Source organism: Altibacter sp. HG106 (assembly GCF_028561755.1).
In the GTDB taxonomy this organism is placed as follows: Bacteria; Bacteroidota; Bacteroidia; order Flavobacteriales; family Flavobacteriaceae; genus DFVG01.
In genome coordinates this window covers 215,765-234,930 of record NZ_JAQQTD010000006.1, presented here as the reverse complement: position 1 = coordinate 234,930, position 19,166 = coordinate 215,765, and the positions used below count along the sequence as shown (strand labels likewise).

Sequence of the window (19,166 nt, the reverse complement as noted above, 5' to 3'; positions counted from 1 at the left end):
ATGTAGATGTCGTATATATTTCCAGGTATTGAATTTATTGCAGCACTCATCGGCACGTGGTATGCACACAAATTATCTCGTACACACGAGAAATTATTCTTAGGATTACTGTGGCTTACCTTTGCGGTCGAATTAGTGCAACCCTTGCTATACGATATTGCGAGAATTGAGATTCCCTGGTTGTATACTACGTTTACTATCTTTAGTTTTCTGTTTTATTTTTACTGGTACCATACGGTATTAAGAACCAAGTTAGCAAAACGCTACGTTTGGATAGTAGCTATTTGCTATCTGGCCCTAACCCTCTGGATAGAATATCACAAAGCATTATACGGAGGTAAGGGATACGCGTTTGTATTTGCTTCCATCGGGATTTTGAGTATGGCCTGTTGGCATTTCTATGAGTTGCTGCGCGCCGAATGGGTGCTGGTGGTGAAACACCGACTCGAATTTTGGGTATCTACGGCCTTACTGCTCTTCTACATTGGTATCTTGCCCTTAATGTTATTATCGGAATATCTGGGCGTGGAAGACCTCGGATATTTCATCATACTCGTAAGTTTAATTATCATCATGTATGGTTGTTATAGCATTGGTTTTATATGGATGAAAAACAAATAACATCATTTCTCATCATCTTCTCTATCGTTGCGTTTAGCTTAGCGCTTACGATGATCCTGCTATTTGTGCTCTTTCAGAAGCGAAAAAACCGACTCTTACGCGAGCAGGAAGCGGCCGAGAGTAGGTTTCGGGAAGCGTTGATCACCATTCAAAATGAAATACGAGAAGAAACGCTACGAAATGTAAGTTGGGAACTACACGATAATATCGGGCAGTTGCTAACGCTGGCTCGAATTCAACTGCAACGCGAAAGCAGTGCATCTCCCTACGTAAAGGAGGCCTGCGACACCATAGCAAAAAGCCTTGCAGAGTTACGTAGTCTTTCCAAATCGATTAATCCTGATACCATAAAAGGGCTGTCATTAGTAGATGCGCTGTCTCAGGAAATAGATCGATTTAACAGAATGCAATACTTGGAAGCTACATTACACACATCAAATCATAAATTTACAATGGATGCTAAGGTGGAAGTTATTATCTTTAGGATGTTGCAGGAATTTTTTACCAATACCGTAAAACATTCAAAGGCGTCTACCTTAGATGTTAAAGTCGAATATCAGGAAGAAGCGCTTGTAATAGAAGCGAGAGATAATGGCGTTGGTTTCGATCCAGATGAAAAAAAAGCCAATCGAGGCATCGGGCTTTCTAACATTCAGCATCGGGCAGCACTTATTGGTGCTGAAACGCGTATTGAATCCGCTAAGGGAAGGGGAACACAATTTTACCTAACCTTAAACAAAACGTGATGAATTATTCGGTTGTCATTGTAGATGATCATCAACTCTTATCGCAGGCACTGGGAAGTTTGGTCAATGAATTTGAGAACTTTTCGGTCCTATACACCTGTCGCAACGGAACTGAGCTGATCGAAAAGTTCAAAGCTCCAAAGAACATACCCGATGTGGTCTTAATGGATGTCAATATGCCCATCATGAACGGGATTGAAACGACCCAGCATCTTCACCAAAATTTCTCGCAAGTACATGTGTTGGCGCTTTCCATAGAAGAAGATGAAGCCACCATACTCAAAATGTTGCGATCGGGTGCCAAGGGTTATTTGTTGAAGGATGTTAGAAAGGGAGAATTAAAACAGGCACTTACCGAAGTCATTCAAAAAGGCTACTATCACACCAATACGGTGGCGAAAATTCTCGTGGATTCACTTTCAGAAAAGCAATCTCCGGAAACCTTATTAAAGGAACGAGAACTAGAATTCATCAAGCATGCCTGTACCGAAATGACGTATAAAGAAATTGCCGATGTGATGTGTCTTAGCCCAAAAACCATTGAGGGATACCGAAATTCTATCTTCGAAAAACTGAATCTACGCAACCGAACCGGGCTGGTGATTTACGCCATTAAACACAAATTATTCATTCCCTGATTAGCGCACTCTGGCGATACTTAGTCCGTCTCGAATCGGAAGTAGCACCGTTTCCAGCTTAGGATGTTCGTTAAGAAGTTTATTATAGGCAATTAAGGCCTGTGTATCTCGGTCGTCTTCTTTCACCCTTTGGGTCACTTTCCCGCTCCACAATACATTGTCTGATAAAATCACCGCTCCACTTGGTAATGCTGGCACTAAGAGTTCAAGATAGTTTGGGTAATTGTGTTTGTCGGCATCAATAAAGACCAAATCGAAAGCCACAGACAAGGTGGGGATGATGTCCAAAGCATTGCCCACATGTTGTATGATGCGATCTCCATAGGCCGATCGATCGAAATACCGTCGCTGAAAATCGTACAGTTCTTCGTTGTGGTCAATAGTATGAAGGCTGCCATCACGCGTCATGCCTTCCGCCAGGCAGAGCGCCGAATACCCCGTATATGTCCCAATTTCAAGTATATGACGCGGCCGAATAAGTTTAGCAAGGAGGCTTAAAAACCGACCTTGTAGATGCCCACTTAGCATGCGTGGTGCTAGTACCTTCAACCAGGTCTCTCGCTGTAATTCCTGTAAGAGTTCCGGCTCTTTTGCACTGTGTGCCTCGGCATAGTTGCTAATATTTTCCGGGATAAAATCCATTACGACAATATGCGTTTTACCAAGGAGTCCTTGGCATCCTGATCATCACCGCACAACCACTGGATGACATTGTCTTCCCACATGGCATCGGCTTCTTCTTGAGTCACTATGTTGCGTTGTTTGGCCAGATCTAAGATTTTTCCGGGGTACGAAGACTGCGGAGCGCTTTCCATTTCACCCAGGGGATACGGGTCGTCCAATCCTACCAAAACTTGTTTAGAGCCTTGGTTTTCAACCAATAATTTCAACGAACCAGTATCGTGCACCAAAGTGTCGAAGAAGATGTTTTTATGTCCAACCGATTTACGCGGGTGTACTTTCCCTTCAAACAGATCGGGCCTGCCATCAAAACCTTGAATCCGTCTTCCCAGGTTAATTTGCGCCAATTGCCCACCATGGGCAAAGCAGGTGCGCATGTTGGGGAATTTATCGGCATAACCGTTCAGGGTTAAAAAATGATAGGCATCAGCACATTGGGCGAGCATCCAAATAAGGTGAAAGCGCCAGGCCGTATTTTCCAGTTTGATAAATTTCTCGCCGTCGTAGGGATGAATTTCCACCGCCAGATTGTACTTGCTGGCAAGCTCAAAAATAGGTTCATTTTCTTCATCGAAAATACAGCGCCAAGTTCCAATGGTATCCATATAATGGGTAGGCAAACACAACAAGCGCATGTCCAACTCCTCCACACAGCGCTCTATCTCCCAAAGCGCCCCGCGAACAAAGCCGGGGTGTACTACAAATCCACAGGTAAATTTGGAGGGATTGTCTTGTTGCACCTTGGCATTAAAATCATTCTGAAATCGCAATGCCTGTTTCATTTCTTCCACACGCAATCCGTTTCCGTACAATTGCGACAGGTTTAACACGACCGCGTGATCTATGTTGAAACGGTCCATCCAGGCGAGTTTCTCGTCAAGAAAAAAACTGGAATCCGTTACGGGCCTGCTCCAATTTTTCTGAAGCATAAACTTTCGATCTTTATCTACCCAAAAGATGCCTTTATCTTTCATAAATTGCGGAATCTCTTCTGGATAGGGCAGCAGGTGCGAATGCCCGTTGATGCGTAGTTTACGTTTCATATATGAGTTCTTTTTTGGGCGTGCCCCCACCGTTTTGTCACGGTGCGGTCGGGCGTTTCGCTATATCTTTTTCCGCAGAAAAAGGATGTCGCTTCACTCCCTCACGCAGCTGCTTTTACAAACTTTTGGTCCTTCCGCCGTCCACCGGAAGATTGATACCATTGATATAACTAGCTGCCTCGCTGGCCAGAAAGGCAACCGCATTGGCAATTTCCCCGGGTTGCGCAAAACGTCGCGCCGGCACCAGACTTTTCATAAACGTTGCGGCTTCTTCTTCTGTTTTGTCAAAACGCTTGGAAGCACCCGCGACAATATCTTTTAAGCGATCGGTCGCTGTAAATCCGGGAAGCACATTGTTCACCGTAATTCCAAATGGGCCCAGTTCATTGGCCAGGGTTTTACTCCAATTCGCAACGGCTCCTCGAATAGTATTACTTACGCCTAATCCATCAATGGGTTGTTTCACCGAGGTTGAAATAATATTAATGATTCTACCGTAATCGGCTTTTTTCATTCCAGGAACCACCGCCTGCACTAGGATCTGATTACAGACTAAGTGTTGTGAAAAGGCCCTTGTAAATTCATCGGTTTCCGCAGAAAAAATAGGACCGCCTTTGGGACCGCCCGTATTGTTTAGAAGGATATGAAAAATTTTATTTTCAACCGCGATTCCAACCTTCTCTTTGACTTCTTCCGGCTTTGAAAAATCAGCCACAAAATAGTTGTGTTTTTGCCCCTGCTCATGCGGCAATTCAATCAGTGTTTCTTTCAGCTTCGCTTCGTCTCGGGCAACCAAGGTTACGGTAGCTCCCAGTTTTGCGAAGAGTTTCGCCGTGGCTTTTCCAATACCTGCGGTACTTCCGCAGACTAGGGCATTCTTATTAGTGAGGTCTATATTCATGTCAATTCTTTGTTTTCCTTAAGATATTATTTTTCTCAGCATTGTACAAGTTAAGGTGTTTTGCCGTTCCCATATTGAATGCACACATTCTTCGCCTCTGTAAAAAACCGGAGGGCTTCAAATCCCCCCTCACGGCCAACTCCACTATCTTTGGTGCCGCCAAACGGTGTTCGAAGATCGCGATTGAGCCAAGTGTTGATCCAAACGACACCCGCTTCAAGATTTTTGCTGAGGCGCATAGCGGTATCAATATTTTGTGTCCAAACCGTGGCCGATAGACCGTAGCGAACCGCGTTGGCTTTTTCAAGAGCGTCTGCTTCATCGGTAAAAGGCATCAAGGTGACAACGGGACCAAATATCTCTTCCTGATTCACGCGACATTGATTGTCCTTTACCTCGATAACGGTAGGTTCTAAATAATACCCCTGCTCAAAATCAGGTACCGATACCCGGTTGCCTCCACATAGCAGGATGCCTCCTTCTTCTTGCGCAAGTTTGATGTACGCTTCGATCTTATCGCGATGGGCTTCCGATACCACGGCGCCCACCTGAGTTGTCGATGCTTCGGGTGCACCCACCACCAACTGTTGAACCCGTTGCACAAAATCTTTTTTGAATTGTTCGTAAACAGATGCTTGAACGAAAATCCGACTCCCACATAAGCATATTTGTCCTTGATTCGCAAACGACGACCGCACGGTAGTGGCCAGCATCTTTTGATAGTCGCAATCGGCAAAAATAAGATTGGGGTTTTTGCCGCCTAATTCTAATGACAATTTTTTGAACATAGGCGCTGCTGTGCGGGCAATATGCGCGCCGGTTTTTGTTCCCCCGGTAAAGGAGATCGCTTTGATCTGGGGATGCGTCACAATGGCTTCACCGGCTTCATTACCCAGACCGTGAACGATATTTAACACCCCTTTTGGAAGTCCGGCTTCCGTGCAAATTTTTCCTAATAGGTAACTGGTAAGCGGTGTCACCTCACTCGGTTTCGCTACCACCGTATTTCCTGCGGCGAGGGCTGGGGCAATTTTCCATGTGAAAAGGTATAATGGTAGATTCCAGGGAGAAATACAGCCTACCACTCCCAGCGGCTGTCGCAAGGTGAAATTCATAGTTTGTGTCCCAACGCTTTCGTGTGCTTCCGAAGCAAACTGCGTGATAGCATGCGCGAAAAATCGAAAATTAGCCGAGGCCCTGGGAATATCTACAGATAGGGCTAATGAAAGGGGCTTGCCGTTGTCTTTACTCTCGGCTTCTGCCAGGGGAATCAATTGTTCCTCGATCATATCGGCGATGCTGCTAAGAATTCGACTTCGTTCTGGTAGCGTGGTGTCACTCCAGGTTGGAAAGGCGGCCGCGGCCGCTTTATATGCCGTTTCTATGTCGGCCTCGCCAGAACGGGGCAACTTGGCATATACTTCTCCCAGTGCCGGGTTGATGACATCCAGCCATGTTCCGTTTCCGGGACCGGTCTCAACACCATTAATGTAATTTCGAATTTCCAACATCACGAAAGCGGTTTGTACGCCATGGCTTTAATCTCTACGACCAAATGAGGATGCGGTAACTGATGCACCGCAACGGTGGTTCGTGCGGGGCCACTTTCTTTCTTAAAGAACTCCCCGTAAACTTGGTTATATCCGGCAAAATCATTCATATTGACGAGAAAGGTGGTGACATCCACTACATCCGCTAATGTTGCTCCTTCCGTAGCGAGATAATCCTTCATGTTTTCGAGAACCGCTCGGGTTTGTTCTTTGATATCAATCTCCACGCTACCCATCTCATCCACCTGCTGAACGCCAGCAAAGGTGTTATCGGGAAGGCGAGAACTCGTTCCTGAGATAAATAAAAAATCTCCAACGCGTTTGATATGTGGATAGGCGCCACGAGGTGTGGCTTTTCCATCAACTAATCTACTAGACTGTTTCATAGGTGTTATGTTAGGTTTCCTGCAACGGCATCATCGTGCAGAATGTCTTCGGTTTCTTTTAGTACTAATTCTAAGCTTTGTTTTAAACTCATTACGTCGGTAATTTTACCGTCGCTCAAGAGGTTTAGAATCGCTTTATCTTGTGCTCTACCGCGCCGCATGGCTTCCGAATAGGGAATGTCTTCGTTGAAGGTAACAAGCGAATATTTTGAATGATACTGCTTTGGAAATTCCTGCTCGAAGGCTATCTCCAATTTTCGTTTTTGTTGGAAGAGGTCACTTGCCGTGTGTTCTTTCATTTCATGAAAATTATCTACGGCAAGATCTGCGATGGCGTCGGTATCTTCTTTTCGAGCAGCTTCGTATGCTTCAAATACCTTCTGCCAATTGCCTTCGTGGGCATCGAGCATGGTGTCAAAAACAACCACGTCTTCAAAAGAAGCATTCATTCCCTGGCCGTAGAAAGGAACAATAGCGTGCGCCGCATCCCCGAGTAACAAGGTTTTTCCGTAGCTACTCCAAGGAGCGCACTTGATGGTTCCGAGCGGCCCTGTTGGATTTTCAAAAAATTCTTCTGCCAAATTGGGCATTAAGGCTACGGCGTCAGGAAATTCTTTTTTAAAGTACGCTTCCACACGTTCTGGCGTCGTAAGATTTTCGAAACAGTAGTCTGAGTTTTTATACGGAAGAAAAAGTGTTACGGTAAAGCTTCCGTCGAGATTGGGCAAAGCGATTAACATGTCTTCTCCTCTTGGCCAAATGTGCAGGGAATTTTGATGGGCGCGATAGCCTCCATCTTCCGCAGGAGGAATAGATATTTCTTTGTAGCCATGTGTGAGCCACTGTTGCGAAAAGCTGAATAGAAATTTCTTGTGAAGAAACATGCTTTTTCGTACTGCCGAACCGGCACCATCGGTTCCCAGCAGCACATCCCCATTAATTTTTACTTCTTCTCCCGAATCGTAATTTTTGAAGGTTGCTGTGGCTTCCTGAAGGTTTACACTGCGGCAACCGTGATTGAATAGCAACCGCACATTGGGCATGGCTTCGGCCGCATCTAACAGGAGTTTGTTCAAGCCCGGTCTGGAAACCGAATTGATGAATTCTTCTTCTCGACCGCTATACGGACTCATAAACTTGTGTTGTTGCGCGTCATGGATCATCCGACCATGCATCGGAATGCACAGTTTCTTAGCCGCTTCTTCAACTCCGGCCAGTCGCAACCCCTTCAGTCCACGGTCGCTTAAAGCTAAATTAATGGAGCGGCCAGCATCCTGAGATACCTTCCGCAAATCAGGTCGTTTTTCTACCAAGGTCACCCGGTAGCCCCGTTGCGCCATGCGCAGGGCTAATAAACTTCCGCAGAGACCGGCACCAACGATGAGAACTCTATCTTTCATGTAGAACTTTTTTTAAGCGATCAACAAATTGAAATACATCTACGAAACTATTGTAAAGCGGGGTGGGAGCGACGCGTATGACGTCGGGTTCTCGCCAATCACTAATGACGCCAGCATCAGTGAGTTGTTCGTGCAAGCTTCGGTTTGCGTCCTGAACCTGAATCGAAAGTTGGCAGCCGCGTGCTTCCGGCTGTCTTGGTGTAATGATGGTAACATGTTGATTGTTGAGCGAATTCAGAAGAAATTCTAAATAGCCCGTGAGCTGAACTGATTTTTTCCGAAGCGCTTCCATTCCAGCCTCCGCAAAAATATCGAGTGACGCGCGAATGGCAGCCATGGATAATATGGGAGGGTTGCTTAGCTGCCATCCCTCTGCGGTTGGAATGGGCTTAAAATCGTGGCGCATATTAAACCGCGTGGACTTATCATGTCCCCACCAACCCGTAAATCGAGGCAGGTCGGTGCGGGCCAAATGTCGTTCGTGAATAAAACAGCCACCTAAACTTCCGGGGCCGCTATTGAGGTACTTATAGGTGCACCAAATAGCAAAGTCGGCTCCCACCTCGTGCAGGTCGGGCTGAATATTTCCGGCACCGTGCGCCAGGTCAAATCCAACCATCGCTCCCTGCGCATGCCCTAGCGAAGTAATTTTCTTAAGCGGAAACGCCTGTCCAGAATAGTAGTTGGTACTGCCAATGAGTAGCAACGCTACCTCATCGGCATGGGTTTTCATGAGTTCTTCCAGGTCTTCAAACCTGCAGAGTTCTTCCCCTTCGGGAGGTTCCCATAAAATTAATCCGTCTTCAGGGGAGTGTCCGTGAAATTGCAATTGACTTTCCACAGCGTATTTGTCACTAGGGAAGGCATCGCGTTCGATGATAATTTTATAGCATTGAGAAGTGGGGCGGTAAAAAGACACCATCATGAGGTGAAGGTTCACTGACAGCGTATTCATAATGATCACCTCCTCGGGTTTGGCGCCCACTATTTGGGCCATTTGTTCTGTTAAGAACTCGTGATAGGGCATCCAGGGGTGGCGGGCATCGGTATGGCCTTCAACACCATATTTCGCCCAATCCTCGAGCTCTTTCGAGACATACTCACGAGTACTTTTAGGTTGGAGCCCCAGAGAGTTTCCGCAGAAATACAACAAAGGATCACCCTGTTCATTCTTCGGAAATAAAAAACGTTCCCGATAGGAGCGAAGCGGGTCTAATGTATCTTGTTCTTGTGCGTACGAGAGGCTATTCTCCATTTATTTCTTGATGGATAGATTGGTAAAATACAATTTAAAAGCACCGGTAGAATCTTGATGCATGGTAGGGATGTTCATGCCATTGATATTCTTATAATCCTCATAAGTAGTGGCCATGGTAGGAACCGAGTCATTTCCTTTGCGAAAGACCCATTCTTTGATAGTAAAATCAGGTTCGTAGTAGAAGTCGTAGGCATCACCCGGAGTATAGCCTCCTTCCCCGGTGTAGGTCAAGGTAATTTTATTCAGGGTGTCTTGAGAGATGGGAGCGACTACCGCTTGTTCTACAGCACGTGTGGTTCCATCATCCCAAATCATTTTTAGTGGTGCAAGTAACCAATACGAATCATTCACGAAAGCCTGGTCGCGCTGTTGTTGAAGACTGTCTAGGTTCCTGCTCTGTATATAGGTAAGCGTATCGTTTGCGGTGAATGAGGTCACTTCTTGTTCTTTGGGGCGCCACACATAGCTCCGTTCAAAGTGTTGTGTTCCCCGATCTACGTTAAAGGTGAAGGAGATTTCAGTAACCTCTTCCCAGTTATTCAAGCCATGGGCCTGGGCAATTTGCATGGCGGCTTCTTCCGCAGGATCAGCGGGAGCTTCATTGGTTTCAATTTGGGTGGTTTCGTTTTTACAACTTAAAAGGACAAGGAAAGTAAGCAGAAAGGCGCTAAAGATTTTCATTTCGCTGATTTTGGTTCTCTCAAAATTAATCATTTCTGCGGTGGCGAACTAAAAAAGCCCTGCTGAATTCTTTCAACAGGGCTCCTTCTCAGTACGCGATAGAAATTAATCTACTGCGTCTTCAACATCATCGGCAACATCTTCAATTTCATCGCCTACTGTTTTATTTTCTCTACAGCTTATAAAACCGGTACTTAAGATTCCGGCTGCGAAAAGCATTAACATCCATTTTTTCATAATAAAAGGTTTTAAAGGTTGGTTTGTAAAAATTAATTTTGCTTCCTAATTAGGGTCTTCTACCGGTTGCTAAACGGTATAAAATACCAATAATCGCTAATACAAGCAAGATGTGAATCAGGCTGCCTACGGCATCTCCGAAGCCAAAATACCCAACGAGCCATCCAATTATTAATAGTACTACGATAAGCCAAATTATGTCTCTCATAACGGTTGATTGTTTATGGTTAATATTCTAAAGTTAGTTCAAAGCACGATTGAATGGCAAAGTTTAACCTAGTTTAACGTAGGGTGTTAAATCTTTTTGAATTATTGCGCATCTTTGTGATATGGACGTAAAGAGGGCTTTTGAAACGAATAAGCAGACGTGGAATCGCAAGGTTTCAGTGCATGCTAACAGCGACTTTTATCGATTGGAAGCGTTTAAGAAAGGCGCGTGTTCTTTGCAATTTTATGAGAAAGAAGCGTTGGGAAATGTTTCTGGGAAGTCGCTCTTGCACCTGCAATGCCACTTTGGACAGGACACCTTGAGCTGGGCGAGAAAAGGCGCGCGTTGTACGGGAATTGATATTTCCGATAAGGCCATTGAGATGGCAAAGGCGCTGGCCACTGAACTTGCGTTGCAGGCCACCTTTGTGTGTTGCAATGTTATGGACGTTTCGCGTCATGTGAGCAATCGGTTCGATATAGTGTTTACCAGCTATGGAGTGGTGGGTTGGATTCCGGAGCTCAACCCTTGGGCCGAAATGATCGCTGAACGATTAGAACCGGGCGGATATTTTTACATGGTCGAGTTTCACCCCATCCCATGGATGTTTAATTATTTGAAGAATCCACCGCAATTAGCGTACGGATATCAGCAAAAAGACGCTATTTATGAGCGCTACGAGGGTACCTATGCCGATGAAAGCGCGCCTATTGTTAGCGAAGAATACAGTTGGAATCACGGTCTGGCAGAGGTGATTGGCGCCTTACTAAAGGCTGGGCTCACACTAGAGCGTTTCAACGAATTTGAGGCCAGTCCGTATAATGTATTTCCCAACTTAGTGAGACATTCGAACGGAATGTACGCCCGGCCTGATGCCTTGTTCCCGTTGGTGTATGATATTGGGATGCGAAAACCGACCTAGTGAACGGCGTCTTCTTTCAGAATATCTGGAAATTTCTTCTGAAATCTTTTTAGTCTGGGAATAGATACATTCTGGATGTAAGGGTTTCCAGGATTGTTTTTCTCGTAATCCTGATGATATCCTTCAGCGACCCAAAATTTTTGGAAGGGCAGCACCTGTGCCGCTACTTGGCCTGCTCCAAGGTCTTCTTCTAAGGCCGCAATCTTAGCATCGATGATCTTCTTTTGCGCATCGTTTTGATAAAAGATGATGGATCGGTATTGTGAACCGCGATCGGGTCCTTGACCATTCACCTGAGTTATGTTTTGAGATCCAAAATATACATCTACCAGGGTCTCAAACGAAACTACTTTAGGATCGTAAATGACCTCAACCGCTTCGGCATGTCCTGTGGTTCCGGTATTGCTGGATTCGTAGGTGGGATTTTCCGTATGTCCTCCACTGTACCCAGAAATCGATTCTTTCACTCCTTTTACGCTTTCATAAATGGCTTCCACGCACCAAAAGCAGCCGCTGGCAAAATAGGCTTTTTCATAGCCGTTTTCGGCAGGAACCTCAACCGGTGTCATGTTGGCCTGCATTTCGGCTTCCTTTTGCTTGTTTTGTTCGTTGGTAGACTGACAGGCCGCAGGAAGCGCTAGCCAGAGAAATGACAGGAGTAAGAGTGTGGCTTTTTTCATCATGAATTATTTTAAGGGGTAAGTCGGCTTCAACCGATAACCTTACAGGGAGAATGTAATAAAAAAAGCCTTCACGTATTGTGAAGGCTTTGTTATAATTCTATGAGCAATGCTTACTTGACCTTGTCAAAAAGCGCTTCCATTTTTTCTTGTTCCTCTTGTGCCAAGGCCGGGTCTACTAAAATACGACCACTGTGTTCGTCGGTGATGATTTTTTTTCTGGATGCGATCTCCATTTGCACTTGCGGGGGTATCGTAAAGAAAGAACCTCCAGACGCGCCACGCTCCACAGGAACTACCGCAAGTCCGTTTTTCACATTGGTACGAATTCTCTTGTAGGCATTCACCAATCGTTCTTCTATCTTCTTTTCGTACGATTCTGATTCTTTGATAAGCGACTTTTCCTCCTTCTCGGTCTCTGCAAGGATCTCGTTAAGCTCATCCTTTTTGTGCTTCAAATGCTCTTCGCGCTCGTTCAAACGCTCTTTGGTTTCCTCGATTACCTGATTTTTTTGTTCGATCTGCGCTTTGAATTCTTTGATGTGCTTTTCGGCGAGTTGAATTTCTAACTCTTGAAATTCAATCTCTTTGCTCAAGGAGTTATATTCCCGGTTATTGCGAACGTTGTCTTGTTGTGAGGAGTATTTTTTGATAAGCGATTTTGCCTCTTCGATCAAATTCTTTTTGTCCTTGATTTGATCTTCGATGACCTCTAAGTCGCCTTTTAATTTATCTAAGCGGGTATTCATACCGGCCACTTCATCTTCCAAATCTTCAACTTCCAGGGGAAGCTCACCGCGCACGTTTCGAATCTCATCAATACGAGAATCGATCAATTGCAAATCGTACAGGGCTCTTAACTTCTCTTCTACAGTGATTTCGGTTTTCTTTGCCATAGTTTAAAAACAAGTAATAGGATTGGTGTTTATTTGCGATAAAACGACTGCAAAATTAGTGATTTTTTCCTTAAGGGCATCGACTAACAGCTCTTTTGTGTACTGTTCGCTTTCATAATGGCCAATATCGACTAATAAAATTTGGTCTTCCGCTGTAAAATAGTCGTGATATTTTAGATCTGCCGTAACGAAGGCATCGGCTCCGGCGGCTTTGGCAGCGTCAATTGCGAAACTTCCGCTTCCTCCCAAAACCGCCACCTTTTTGATCGACATACCAAGCAACTTGGAGTGTTTGATGCACCCGCAATGAAAGGTATCTTTCAGTTGTTGTAGAAATTGCTGTTCGGTGATGCCTTGGTCCCACGAAGCAATCATCCCCATACCAAGATGCTGATGGGTATTCTCAAGGGTATAAATTTCGTAGGCTACTTCTTCGTACGGGTGTGCTTCTTTCAAAGCGGCTAACAAGGTGTTTTTGATGTGCTTCGGAAAGATTACTCCAAGTTGTGTTTCGTTTTCGTAATGAATACTTCCCCGCTCCCCAAGGGTAGGATTGGCATCTTCGTTTCCGCGGAAACTTCCCACCCCCTCTAGCGCAAAGCTGCAATGGTCATAGTTTCCAATATTCCCGGCGCCTGCAGCAAACAATGCTTTTTTTAGTGACCCTGCTTCCGCTTGGGGAACATAAGTGACCAACTTTTGAAGCGTCTGGCTTTTAGGTACTAATACCTGTCGGTTGCTAAGCCTTAATTTCTCACAAATCTTCGCGTTTACACCATTCCAGTGATTGTCTAATGCGGTATGAATGGCATAGATCGCAATGTCATTTTTTATTGCCATTTGAACCACCCTTTCTACATACGTTCTGCCGGTTATTTTTTTCAATCCCGAAAAAATAATGGGATGGAAGCTCACGATCAGATTGCACTTTTTTTCAATAGCTTCCTCAACCACCGTTTCCAGCGTATCCAGAGTAACCAATATCCCGGTGAGGTCCGCTCCCGAATTTCCTACTAAAAGTCCGGTATTATCAAAATCTTCGGCATAGGATAGCGGAGCTAATTCCTGAAGATGGCGTATCGCCTCTTGTATCTTCATGCTTGTCTATTTTAAGGTAAAGATAGAAAAAGTATATCTTCGTATTCATGAAGTTGCTGCGCCAATTGCTTTTTCCATTTTCACTCGTATACGGAGGAGTGATTTGGCTTCGAAATAAGGCCTATGATTGGGGCTGGTTTTCCAGCAGCTCGTACCAGTTTCCGGTGGTTTGCGTTGGAAATCTATCGGTTGGTGGCACGGGAAAATCGCCCATGATAGCATATTTGCTATCTTTTTTACAAGAGGATTTTGAGGTTGCTGTTTTAAGTAGGGGGTATGGTAGAAAAACCAAAGGGTATGTAGAGGTAACCTTAGAAAGTACGGCCGAAGAAGTGGGCGACGAGCCTTTACAATGCAAGCAAAATTTCCCTGAGACTACCGTAGCAGTGTGCGCCGACCGACGCAAGGGGATTTCCATGCTTCGTCCAAACACAGACGTGATCTTGCTGGATGACGCATTTCAACACAGAAGGGTTCAGGCGTCTTTAAATATAGTATTAACGTCGTATGACGACCTCTATATTGAGGATAGTATGCTGCCAACGGGTAACCTCAGAGAGCCAACTTCCGGTATTCGCAGAGCCGATATTGTGGTGGTCACTAAATGCCCGCCAAAGGTGCCGTATGCAACACTTCAGGAGCTTCAATTTCGACTTGGCTTAGCGCGAGAGCAATCGCTGTTTTTTGCTGCTATAGGATACGATCAAACGATCTACGGCAGCACCGAAACACAACCTCTTCAGTATTTGCGGCAGAAAAAATTCACCCTAGTGACGGGTATTGCGAAGCCCGAACCTTTGGTCGTCTTTCTACAACAACATGAATTTTCATTTGATCATTGGAAATTTCCAGACCATCACACTTTTTCAGCGGCTGAAATCAAAAAAATTCAAGAGGAAGATATCGTGCTAACCACTGAAAAAGACTTTATGCGGTTGCAGGGAAAAGTGACAAAGTTTGCCTTGTATTACCTTCCCATAAAAACGGTGATTTTAAACGATCAGGAAACAAACTTCCAGAATACGGTGCTGCAGAAGATGCGTAATCTTTAGCGCTACACAGGGATCTTTTTGTTATCGAGGGTTCGGTATATTTTTTCAAAAAACTCTTCTGTTTTGAAGGGCTTCGGAATGATTTCATTAAATCCGGCACGGTAGAAATCATCCAAGTTTTCGTCAATGGTCACGGCCGTTAATGCAATGATGGGAAGTTGTTTGTCGAACTCCCGGATCTTTTGTGTCGCCTCAATTCCACTGATTCCAGGCATATGGATATCCATTAGGATAACATCGAAGTTTTCAGCCTTAATCATTTCAATGGCATCAATTCCATTATCGGCAACCTTACAGACCATATTATTCTTCTCCAAGATTTTCTTGGTGATCATCTGGTTGATCTTGTTGTCTTCTACCACCAGGACCGATTTGTCTTCTAACATGCCATAATCTACCTCTGCGATAATGTTCCGCGGATTTGCATCTTCTTGATATTCTTCAGAAACTCCTAACGAAAGATCAAACCAGAACTTAGAGCCTTTGCCTAACTGACTTTCCAAATGGATTTTACTACCCATCAACTCTAATAAGTTCTTTACGATGGAAAGTCCGAGACCTGTACCTCCAAATTTTCTATTGATCTGAAGGGAGGCTTGAGAGAAGGTTTCGAAGATGCTTTTTTGTTTCTTTCTGGAAATACCGACGCCGTTGTCTTCGATTTCAAAATGAAGCTTCACTTTGTTTTTTCCGGTCTGTTCCACCAGTCGCACACGAACCGTAACATCTCCGTTTTGTGTGAATTTAACCGAATTTCCTATCAAGTTGATCAAAATCTGCGAGAGCTTCAGTGGGTCTCCCACCAGTTTGTTAGGGATACGCTCGTCGAACTCGAAGTGGAGATTATTTTTGCGATCTTCAGCCGATTTCCGCAAGGCAACCAAAACATCATTAAGACGTTTTTTCAGATTAAAGGTGGTTTTCTCAATTTCCACTTTGTTGGCTTCAAGCTTGTTCAGATCCAGGATGTTATTGATGAGAGAGAGCAGATATTCTCCCGAGAACTTCAATGAGTTTAGATGGTCTTTCTGGCCGGGTTTGGGGTTTTCCTCCAATAATAAGTGCGTTAACCCGGTAACGGCATATAGCGGCGTACGCAACTCATGAGTAATGGTAGAGAGAAATTGTGCTTTTGCCAACGATGCTTTTTCGGCCTTTTCTTTGGCGAGTTGCAGCTCGTTATTTTTGTCTTGTAATAATTCGTTCGCTTTGGCCCGTAAGTTGTTGTTTTTATAGAGTGATAAGGTAAGTAGCGATAGGATAACGATTAAGGCGATACTGAGCCCGGTGGTCATTCTACTGAAATTGATCGATTTTTGTTTTTTATCGATATCGTCTTGTTGGGTGGCGATAATCTCGTTCAAATCGCCAACATTGCTCTCGGTGTCTACACTTTTGGCTACCGCCGAAAGGTATATTTGTTGTAAGGAATCGTTTTGAAATTCATAGCGCGTTAGATTCTCTTCGGCAATGGCCATGTTGTTTTCTCGTAACGCGATATAGGCGCGTGTCTTATAACTTTCAATACGCAACTTGTCAAAACCATGGGTCTCTACCAAATTCGTTGCATCAGCCAGTGCTAATTTGGCCTGTTGTAATTTATTCTGAGAGGTCTCATTTTCTAAATTGAGATAGGAATCGGCGATTTTTAGCTTGGAGAAGGCGAGTAGCTGGAATGCGTCGTTTTCTTCGAGGGTGGGCAAGGCAGCGTCAAAATAGTTGATCGCTTTATTAAAGTTGTTCATCTTATATTCTAGGAATCCCTGCGCGACCAACACCTGCGCCTGACCATTTTCATTATTTTGTTGCGCGTAGAGTGTATTCGCATCTTTCGCAAAACTATTGGCTTCCTCGAACTTGCCAATATTGCTTAAGATGAAACTTTGAAGGATGAAGGATTGCGCCAGTAGACTATCGTTCTTACTTTCTTTCAGATAAATAATGGCCTGAATAATCTCAGAATTAGCTTTATCGAAATGATGCAGATCATAGAATAAGCTACCACGATCTAGCTTAACTTTGCCTTTGGCAAGTGGGTCTTGCGTAAACGATACTAGGGTGTTGGCGTTTGTCAACTTTTCAATCGCCTTGTCGTATTGTTTTGCTTTGGTTGCGGTTTCTGCCTCTTGTTGATACCTTTTTACTATGGCCAACGTATCCTTGCTGGTCTGCATCGCAAGGGACACTCCAGGGGCTAGGATTAAGAAAAGGAGGCAACAAACCCACCTACTGCTTCGTTTGCAAAGTTGCATACAGATTGTGTACTTCGGCGATAAATATAGTTATTTCCTCGATATTAGGCGGATTAAATCCATAATTCTTGTGCTGTAGCCCACCTCATTATCATACCATCCAATGATTTTTACCAGGCGTCCGATTACGGAAGTCATCCCGGCATCGAAAATACAGGAATGCCGATTATCTTTAATGTCTACCGAAACAATGGGGTCTTCGGTATACTGAAGAATACCTCGTAACTGTTGCTGCGAGGCCTTTTTAAACGCTTCATTCACAGAAGCAATAGAGGTATCTCTCTGAACGTTAAGCGTTATATCGGTCAATGATCCATTAATCACGGGAACACGAATTCCGCAGCCCCCAATCACCTCAGAGAGCTCTGGGAAAATCTTAGTGAGTGCCTTGGCGGCTCCTGTAGTAGTAGGAACGATGGACTGTCCGGCCGCCCGTGCTCTCCTCAGGTCGCGATGAGGTTGATCGTGGAGGCTCTGGTCTGTGGTGTAGCTATGTACGGTGGTAATATAGGCCTGATCGATTCCGCAGAGCTCTTGAATCACCTGAAGCATCGGAGCGGCATTGTTGGTGGTACAAGATGCATTCGAGAGGATAGCGTCTTCCGAAGTTATTAAATGATCATTGACGCCTACTACTATGGTTTTGATATCGTCATCTTCCGGTGGCACCGATAAAATCACGCGTGGGACTTCCTTGCTTAGATGCGCTTGCAACTGACTTCTTGTCTTGAATTTTCCGGTGCATTCTACAACAACATCAAGGTCTTTCCACGGAATGGCTGCAATGTTTGCTTCGGAAGAAAAAGTAATAGTGTGATCCCCAACGATAATCCTATCCTTTTCAGGAGCTTGTACCGGTAGGGCAAGTGTGCCGTGTACACTGTCGTATTTGAGTAGATGGGCAAGGGTCTCCGCGGAAGTGATATCGTTTACCTGAACCACTTCGATGTCTGCTTCGTTCAATAATAACCGGCATAAGGTTCTTCCGATGCGTCCGAAACCATTGATGCCAACCCGTATGGGACGATTGCTACGCACCGATTATGTTAAGTGTTTTTGAGCTTTGTAGGAAGAACGAACCAACGCTCCGCTTTCCACATGTCTGAAGCCCATCTCGAGTCCGATAGTCTCATATTTTTTGAACTGCTCGGGCGTGATGAATTCTTTTACGGGTAGGTGTTTTTTTGAAGGCTGAAGGTATTGGCCGATGGTCACTATATCGAGATCGACGCTGCGAAGGTCTTTCAAGGTTTGAATGACTTCTTCCTCTGTTTCCCCCAGTCCCAGCATGATACCACTTTTGGTTCTTGTTATGCCTTGCTCCTTAAGGTATCGCAAAACTTCCAGGCTGCGTTCATACTTTGCTTGAATACGCACTTCCCGTGTCAATCGTTTTACTGTTTCCATATTGTGCGACACCACTTCGGGAGCCACGGCGATGATACGATCGATATTTCGAGTGACGCCTTGGAAGTCAGGAATCAAGGTTTCTAGCGTAGTTTCAGGATTCATTCGGCGAATGGCCTGTACGGTTTCGGCCCAAATGATCGATCCCATATCTTTCAGGTCATCTCTATCTACCGAGGTGATCACGGCATGTTTGATTTCCATGAGCTTGATAGAGCGCGCTACTTTTTCAGGTTCATCCCAGGCAACGGTATCCGGTCTTCCTGTTTTAACGCCACAAAAACCACATGAGCGGGTACATACGTTCCCCAGAATCATGAAAGTGGCGGTTCCTTCGGTCCAACATTCCCCCATATTGGGGCAGCTTCCCGAGGTGCAAATAGTGTGCAGATCGTATTTATCTACCAGTCCCCGAAGTTCAGAATATTTTTTTCCCGTAGGTAACTTGACCCGAAGCCACTTGGGCTTTGGAGCCGGTTTTGTAGGTGCTAAGGTTTCTGTGCTCATAG

21 protein-coding genes are annotated in these 19,166 nt (G+C 44.9%); 5 read left to right on the top strand and 16 right to left on the bottom strand.

All coding sequences use genetic code 11. The features are described 5' to 3' along the window. Positions 1 to 6 precede the first annotated feature (6 nt). The 3 genes from PO830_RS12135 to PO830_RS12125 are packed head-to-tail and all read left to right on the top strand — an operon-like array spanning position 7 to position 2,005. Positions 7 to 621, top strand: a complete 615-nt coding sequence (locus PO830_RS12135) for a hypothetical protein (protein WP_272853844.1) — start codon at positions 7 to 9, stop codon at positions 619 to 621. Continuing rightward, the gene (locus PO830_RS12130) at positions 603 to 1,367 is read left to right on the top strand and encodes a sensor histidine kinase (RefSeq protein WP_272853843.1); all 765 of its coding nucleotides are present in this window, start codon (positions 603 to 605) and stop codon (positions 1,365 to 1,367) included. The genes PO830_RS12135 and PO830_RS12130 overlap by 19 nt, the downstream gene beginning before the upstream one ends. Beyond that, positions 1,367 to 2,005, top strand: a complete 639-nt coding sequence (locus tag PO830_RS12125; RefSeq protein ID WP_336375873.1) for a response regulator transcription factor — start codon at positions 1,367 to 1,369, stop codon at positions 2,003 to 2,005. The genes PO830_RS12130 and PO830_RS12125 overlap by 1 nt, the downstream gene beginning before the upstream one ends. Here PO830_RS12125 and PO830_RS12120 read toward each other — a convergent pair whose 3' ends face one another. The 10 genes from PO830_RS12120 to PO830_RS12075 all read right to left on the bottom strand — a co-directional run bounded on the left by PO830_RS12120 (position 2,006) and on the right by PO830_RS12075 (position 10,350). Then, positions 2,006 to 2,647, bottom strand: a complete 642-nt coding sequence (locus PO830_RS12120) for an O-methyltransferase (RefSeq protein ID WP_272853841.1) — start codon at positions 2,645 to 2,647, stop codon at positions 2,006 to 2,008. Beyond that, on the bottom strand, positions 2,647 to 3,729 hold the full coding sequence (locus PO830_RS12115; protein ID WP_272853840.1) for an amidohydrolase family protein: 1,083 nt from the start codon (positions 3,727 to 3,729) through the stop codon (positions 2,647 to 2,649). The genes PO830_RS12120 and PO830_RS12115 overlap by 1 nt, the downstream gene beginning before the upstream one ends. A gap of 115 nt (positions 3,730 to 3,844) precedes the next feature. Then, positions 3,845 to 4,630: an SDR family oxidoreductase gene (locus PO830_RS12110; protein ID WP_272853839.1), complete on the bottom strand. Its 786-nt coding sequence runs from the start codon at positions 4,628 to 4,630 to the stop codon at positions 3,845 to 3,847. Between the two features lie 50 nt (positions 4,631 to 4,680). After that, the gene (locus PO830_RS12105; protein ID WP_272853838.1) at positions 4,681 to 6,141 is read right to left on the bottom strand and encodes an aldehyde dehydrogenase; all 1,461 of its coding nucleotides are present in this window, start codon (positions 6,139 to 6,141) and stop codon (positions 4,681 to 4,683) included. Beyond that, positions 6,141 to 6,566 carry a RidA family protein gene (locus PO830_RS12100; protein ID WP_272853837.1) on the bottom strand — a complete coding sequence of 142 codons (426 nt, stop codon included), beginning with the start codon at positions 6,564 to 6,566 and terminating at the stop codon, positions 6,141 to 6,143. The genes PO830_RS12105 and PO830_RS12100 overlap by 1 nt, the downstream gene beginning before the upstream one ends. Before the next feature lie 5 nt (positions 6,567 to 6,571). Beyond that, the gene (locus PO830_RS12095) at positions 6,572 to 7,966 is read right to left on the bottom strand and encodes an FAD-dependent oxidoreductase (RefSeq protein ID WP_272853836.1); all 1,395 of its coding nucleotides are present in this window, start codon (positions 7,964 to 7,966) and stop codon (positions 6,572 to 6,574) included. Beyond that, complete coding sequence (kynU, locus tag PO830_RS12090) at positions 7,956 to 9,221, bottom strand: kynureninase (protein WP_272853835.1); 1,266 nt, start codon at positions 9,219 to 9,221, stop codon at positions 7,956 to 7,958. Before kynU ends, PO830_RS12095 begins: the two co-directional genes overlap by 11 nt. Further along, positions 9,222 to 9,905 carry a hypothetical protein gene (locus PO830_RS12085; protein WP_272853834.1) on the bottom strand — a complete coding sequence of 228 codons (684 nt, stop codon included), beginning with the start codon at positions 9,903 to 9,905 and terminating at the stop codon, positions 9,222 to 9,224. 105 nt (positions 9,906 to 10,010) lie between these two features. Beyond that, positions 10,011 to 10,142, bottom strand: coding sequence for a hypothetical protein (locus tag PO830_RS12080; RefSeq protein WP_272853833.1), 132 nt, complete (start codon positions 10,140 to 10,142; stop codon positions 10,011 to 10,013). A 49-nt stretch (positions 10,143 to 10,191) separates the two neighbouring features. Continuing rightward, positions 10,192 to 10,350, bottom strand: coding sequence for a lmo0937 family membrane protein (locus tag PO830_RS12075; protein ID WP_272853832.1), 159 nt, complete (start codon positions 10,348 to 10,350; stop codon positions 10,192 to 10,194). A 121-nt stretch (positions 10,351 to 10,471) separates the two neighbouring features. Between PO830_RS12075 and PO830_RS12070 the strand changes: the two genes are divergently transcribed. Then, on the top strand, positions 10,472 to 11,272 hold the full coding sequence (locus PO830_RS12070) for a class I SAM-dependent methyltransferase (RefSeq protein WP_272853831.1): 801 nt from the start codon (positions 10,472 to 10,474) through the stop codon (positions 11,270 to 11,272). Here PO830_RS12070 and msrA read toward each other — a convergent pair. The 3 genes from msrA to PO830_RS12055 form a co-directional block, all read right to left on the bottom strand. After that, positions 11,269 to 11,952, bottom strand: coding sequence for a peptide-methionine (S)-S-oxide reductase MsrA (msrA, locus tag PO830_RS12065; RefSeq protein WP_272853830.1), 684 nt, complete (start codon positions 11,950 to 11,952; stop codon positions 11,269 to 11,271). The two genes, PO830_RS12070 and msrA, sit on opposite strands and share 4 nt — an antisense overlap. 113 nt (positions 11,953 to 12,065) lie before the next feature. Beyond that, the gene (locus PO830_RS12060; protein ID WP_272853829.1) at positions 12,066 to 12,848 is read right to left on the bottom strand and encodes a zinc ribbon domain-containing protein; all 783 of its coding nucleotides are present in this window, start codon (positions 12,846 to 12,848) and stop codon (positions 12,066 to 12,068) included. Between the two features lie 3 nt (positions 12,849 to 12,851). Next, positions 12,852 to 13,946, bottom strand: a complete 1,095-nt coding sequence (locus PO830_RS12055) for a Nif3-like dinuclear metal center hexameric protein (RefSeq protein ID WP_272853828.1) — start codon at positions 13,944 to 13,946, stop codon at positions 12,852 to 12,854. A gap of 47 nt (positions 13,947 to 13,993) precedes the next feature. Between PO830_RS12055 and lpxK the strand changes: the two genes are divergently transcribed. Next, positions 13,994 to 14,998, top strand: a complete 1,005-nt coding sequence (gene lpxK / locus PO830_RS12050; protein WP_272853827.1) for a tetraacyldisaccharide 4'-kinase — start codon at positions 13,994 to 13,996, stop codon at positions 14,996 to 14,998. A 2-nt stretch (positions 14,999 to 15,000) separates the two neighbouring features. On the opposite strand, the gene PO830_RS12045 is transcribed toward lpxK, so the two are convergent. The 3 genes from PO830_RS12045 to lipA all read right to left on the bottom strand — a co-directional run bounded on the left by PO830_RS12045 (position 15,001) and on the right by lipA (position 19,164). Then, positions 15,001 to 17,172, bottom strand: a complete 2,172-nt coding sequence (locus tag PO830_RS12045) for a response regulator (RefSeq protein WP_272853826.1) — start codon at positions 17,170 to 17,172, stop codon at positions 15,001 to 15,003. A gap of 108 nt (positions 17,173 to 17,280) precedes the next feature. Further along, the gene (gap, locus tag PO830_RS12040) at positions 17,281 to 18,288 is read right to left on the bottom strand and encodes a type I glyceraldehyde-3-phosphate dehydrogenase (protein WP_272853825.1); all 1,008 of its coding nucleotides are present in this window, start codon (positions 18,286 to 18,288) and stop codon (positions 17,281 to 17,283) included. Positions 18,289 to 18,291: 3 nt separating this feature from the next. Continuing rightward, positions 18,292 to 19,164, bottom strand: coding sequence for a lipoyl synthase (lipA, locus tag PO830_RS12035; protein ID WP_272853824.1), 873 nt, complete (start codon positions 19,162 to 19,164; stop codon positions 18,292 to 18,294). Between the last annotated feature and the right edge of the window lie 2 nt (positions 19,165 to 19,166).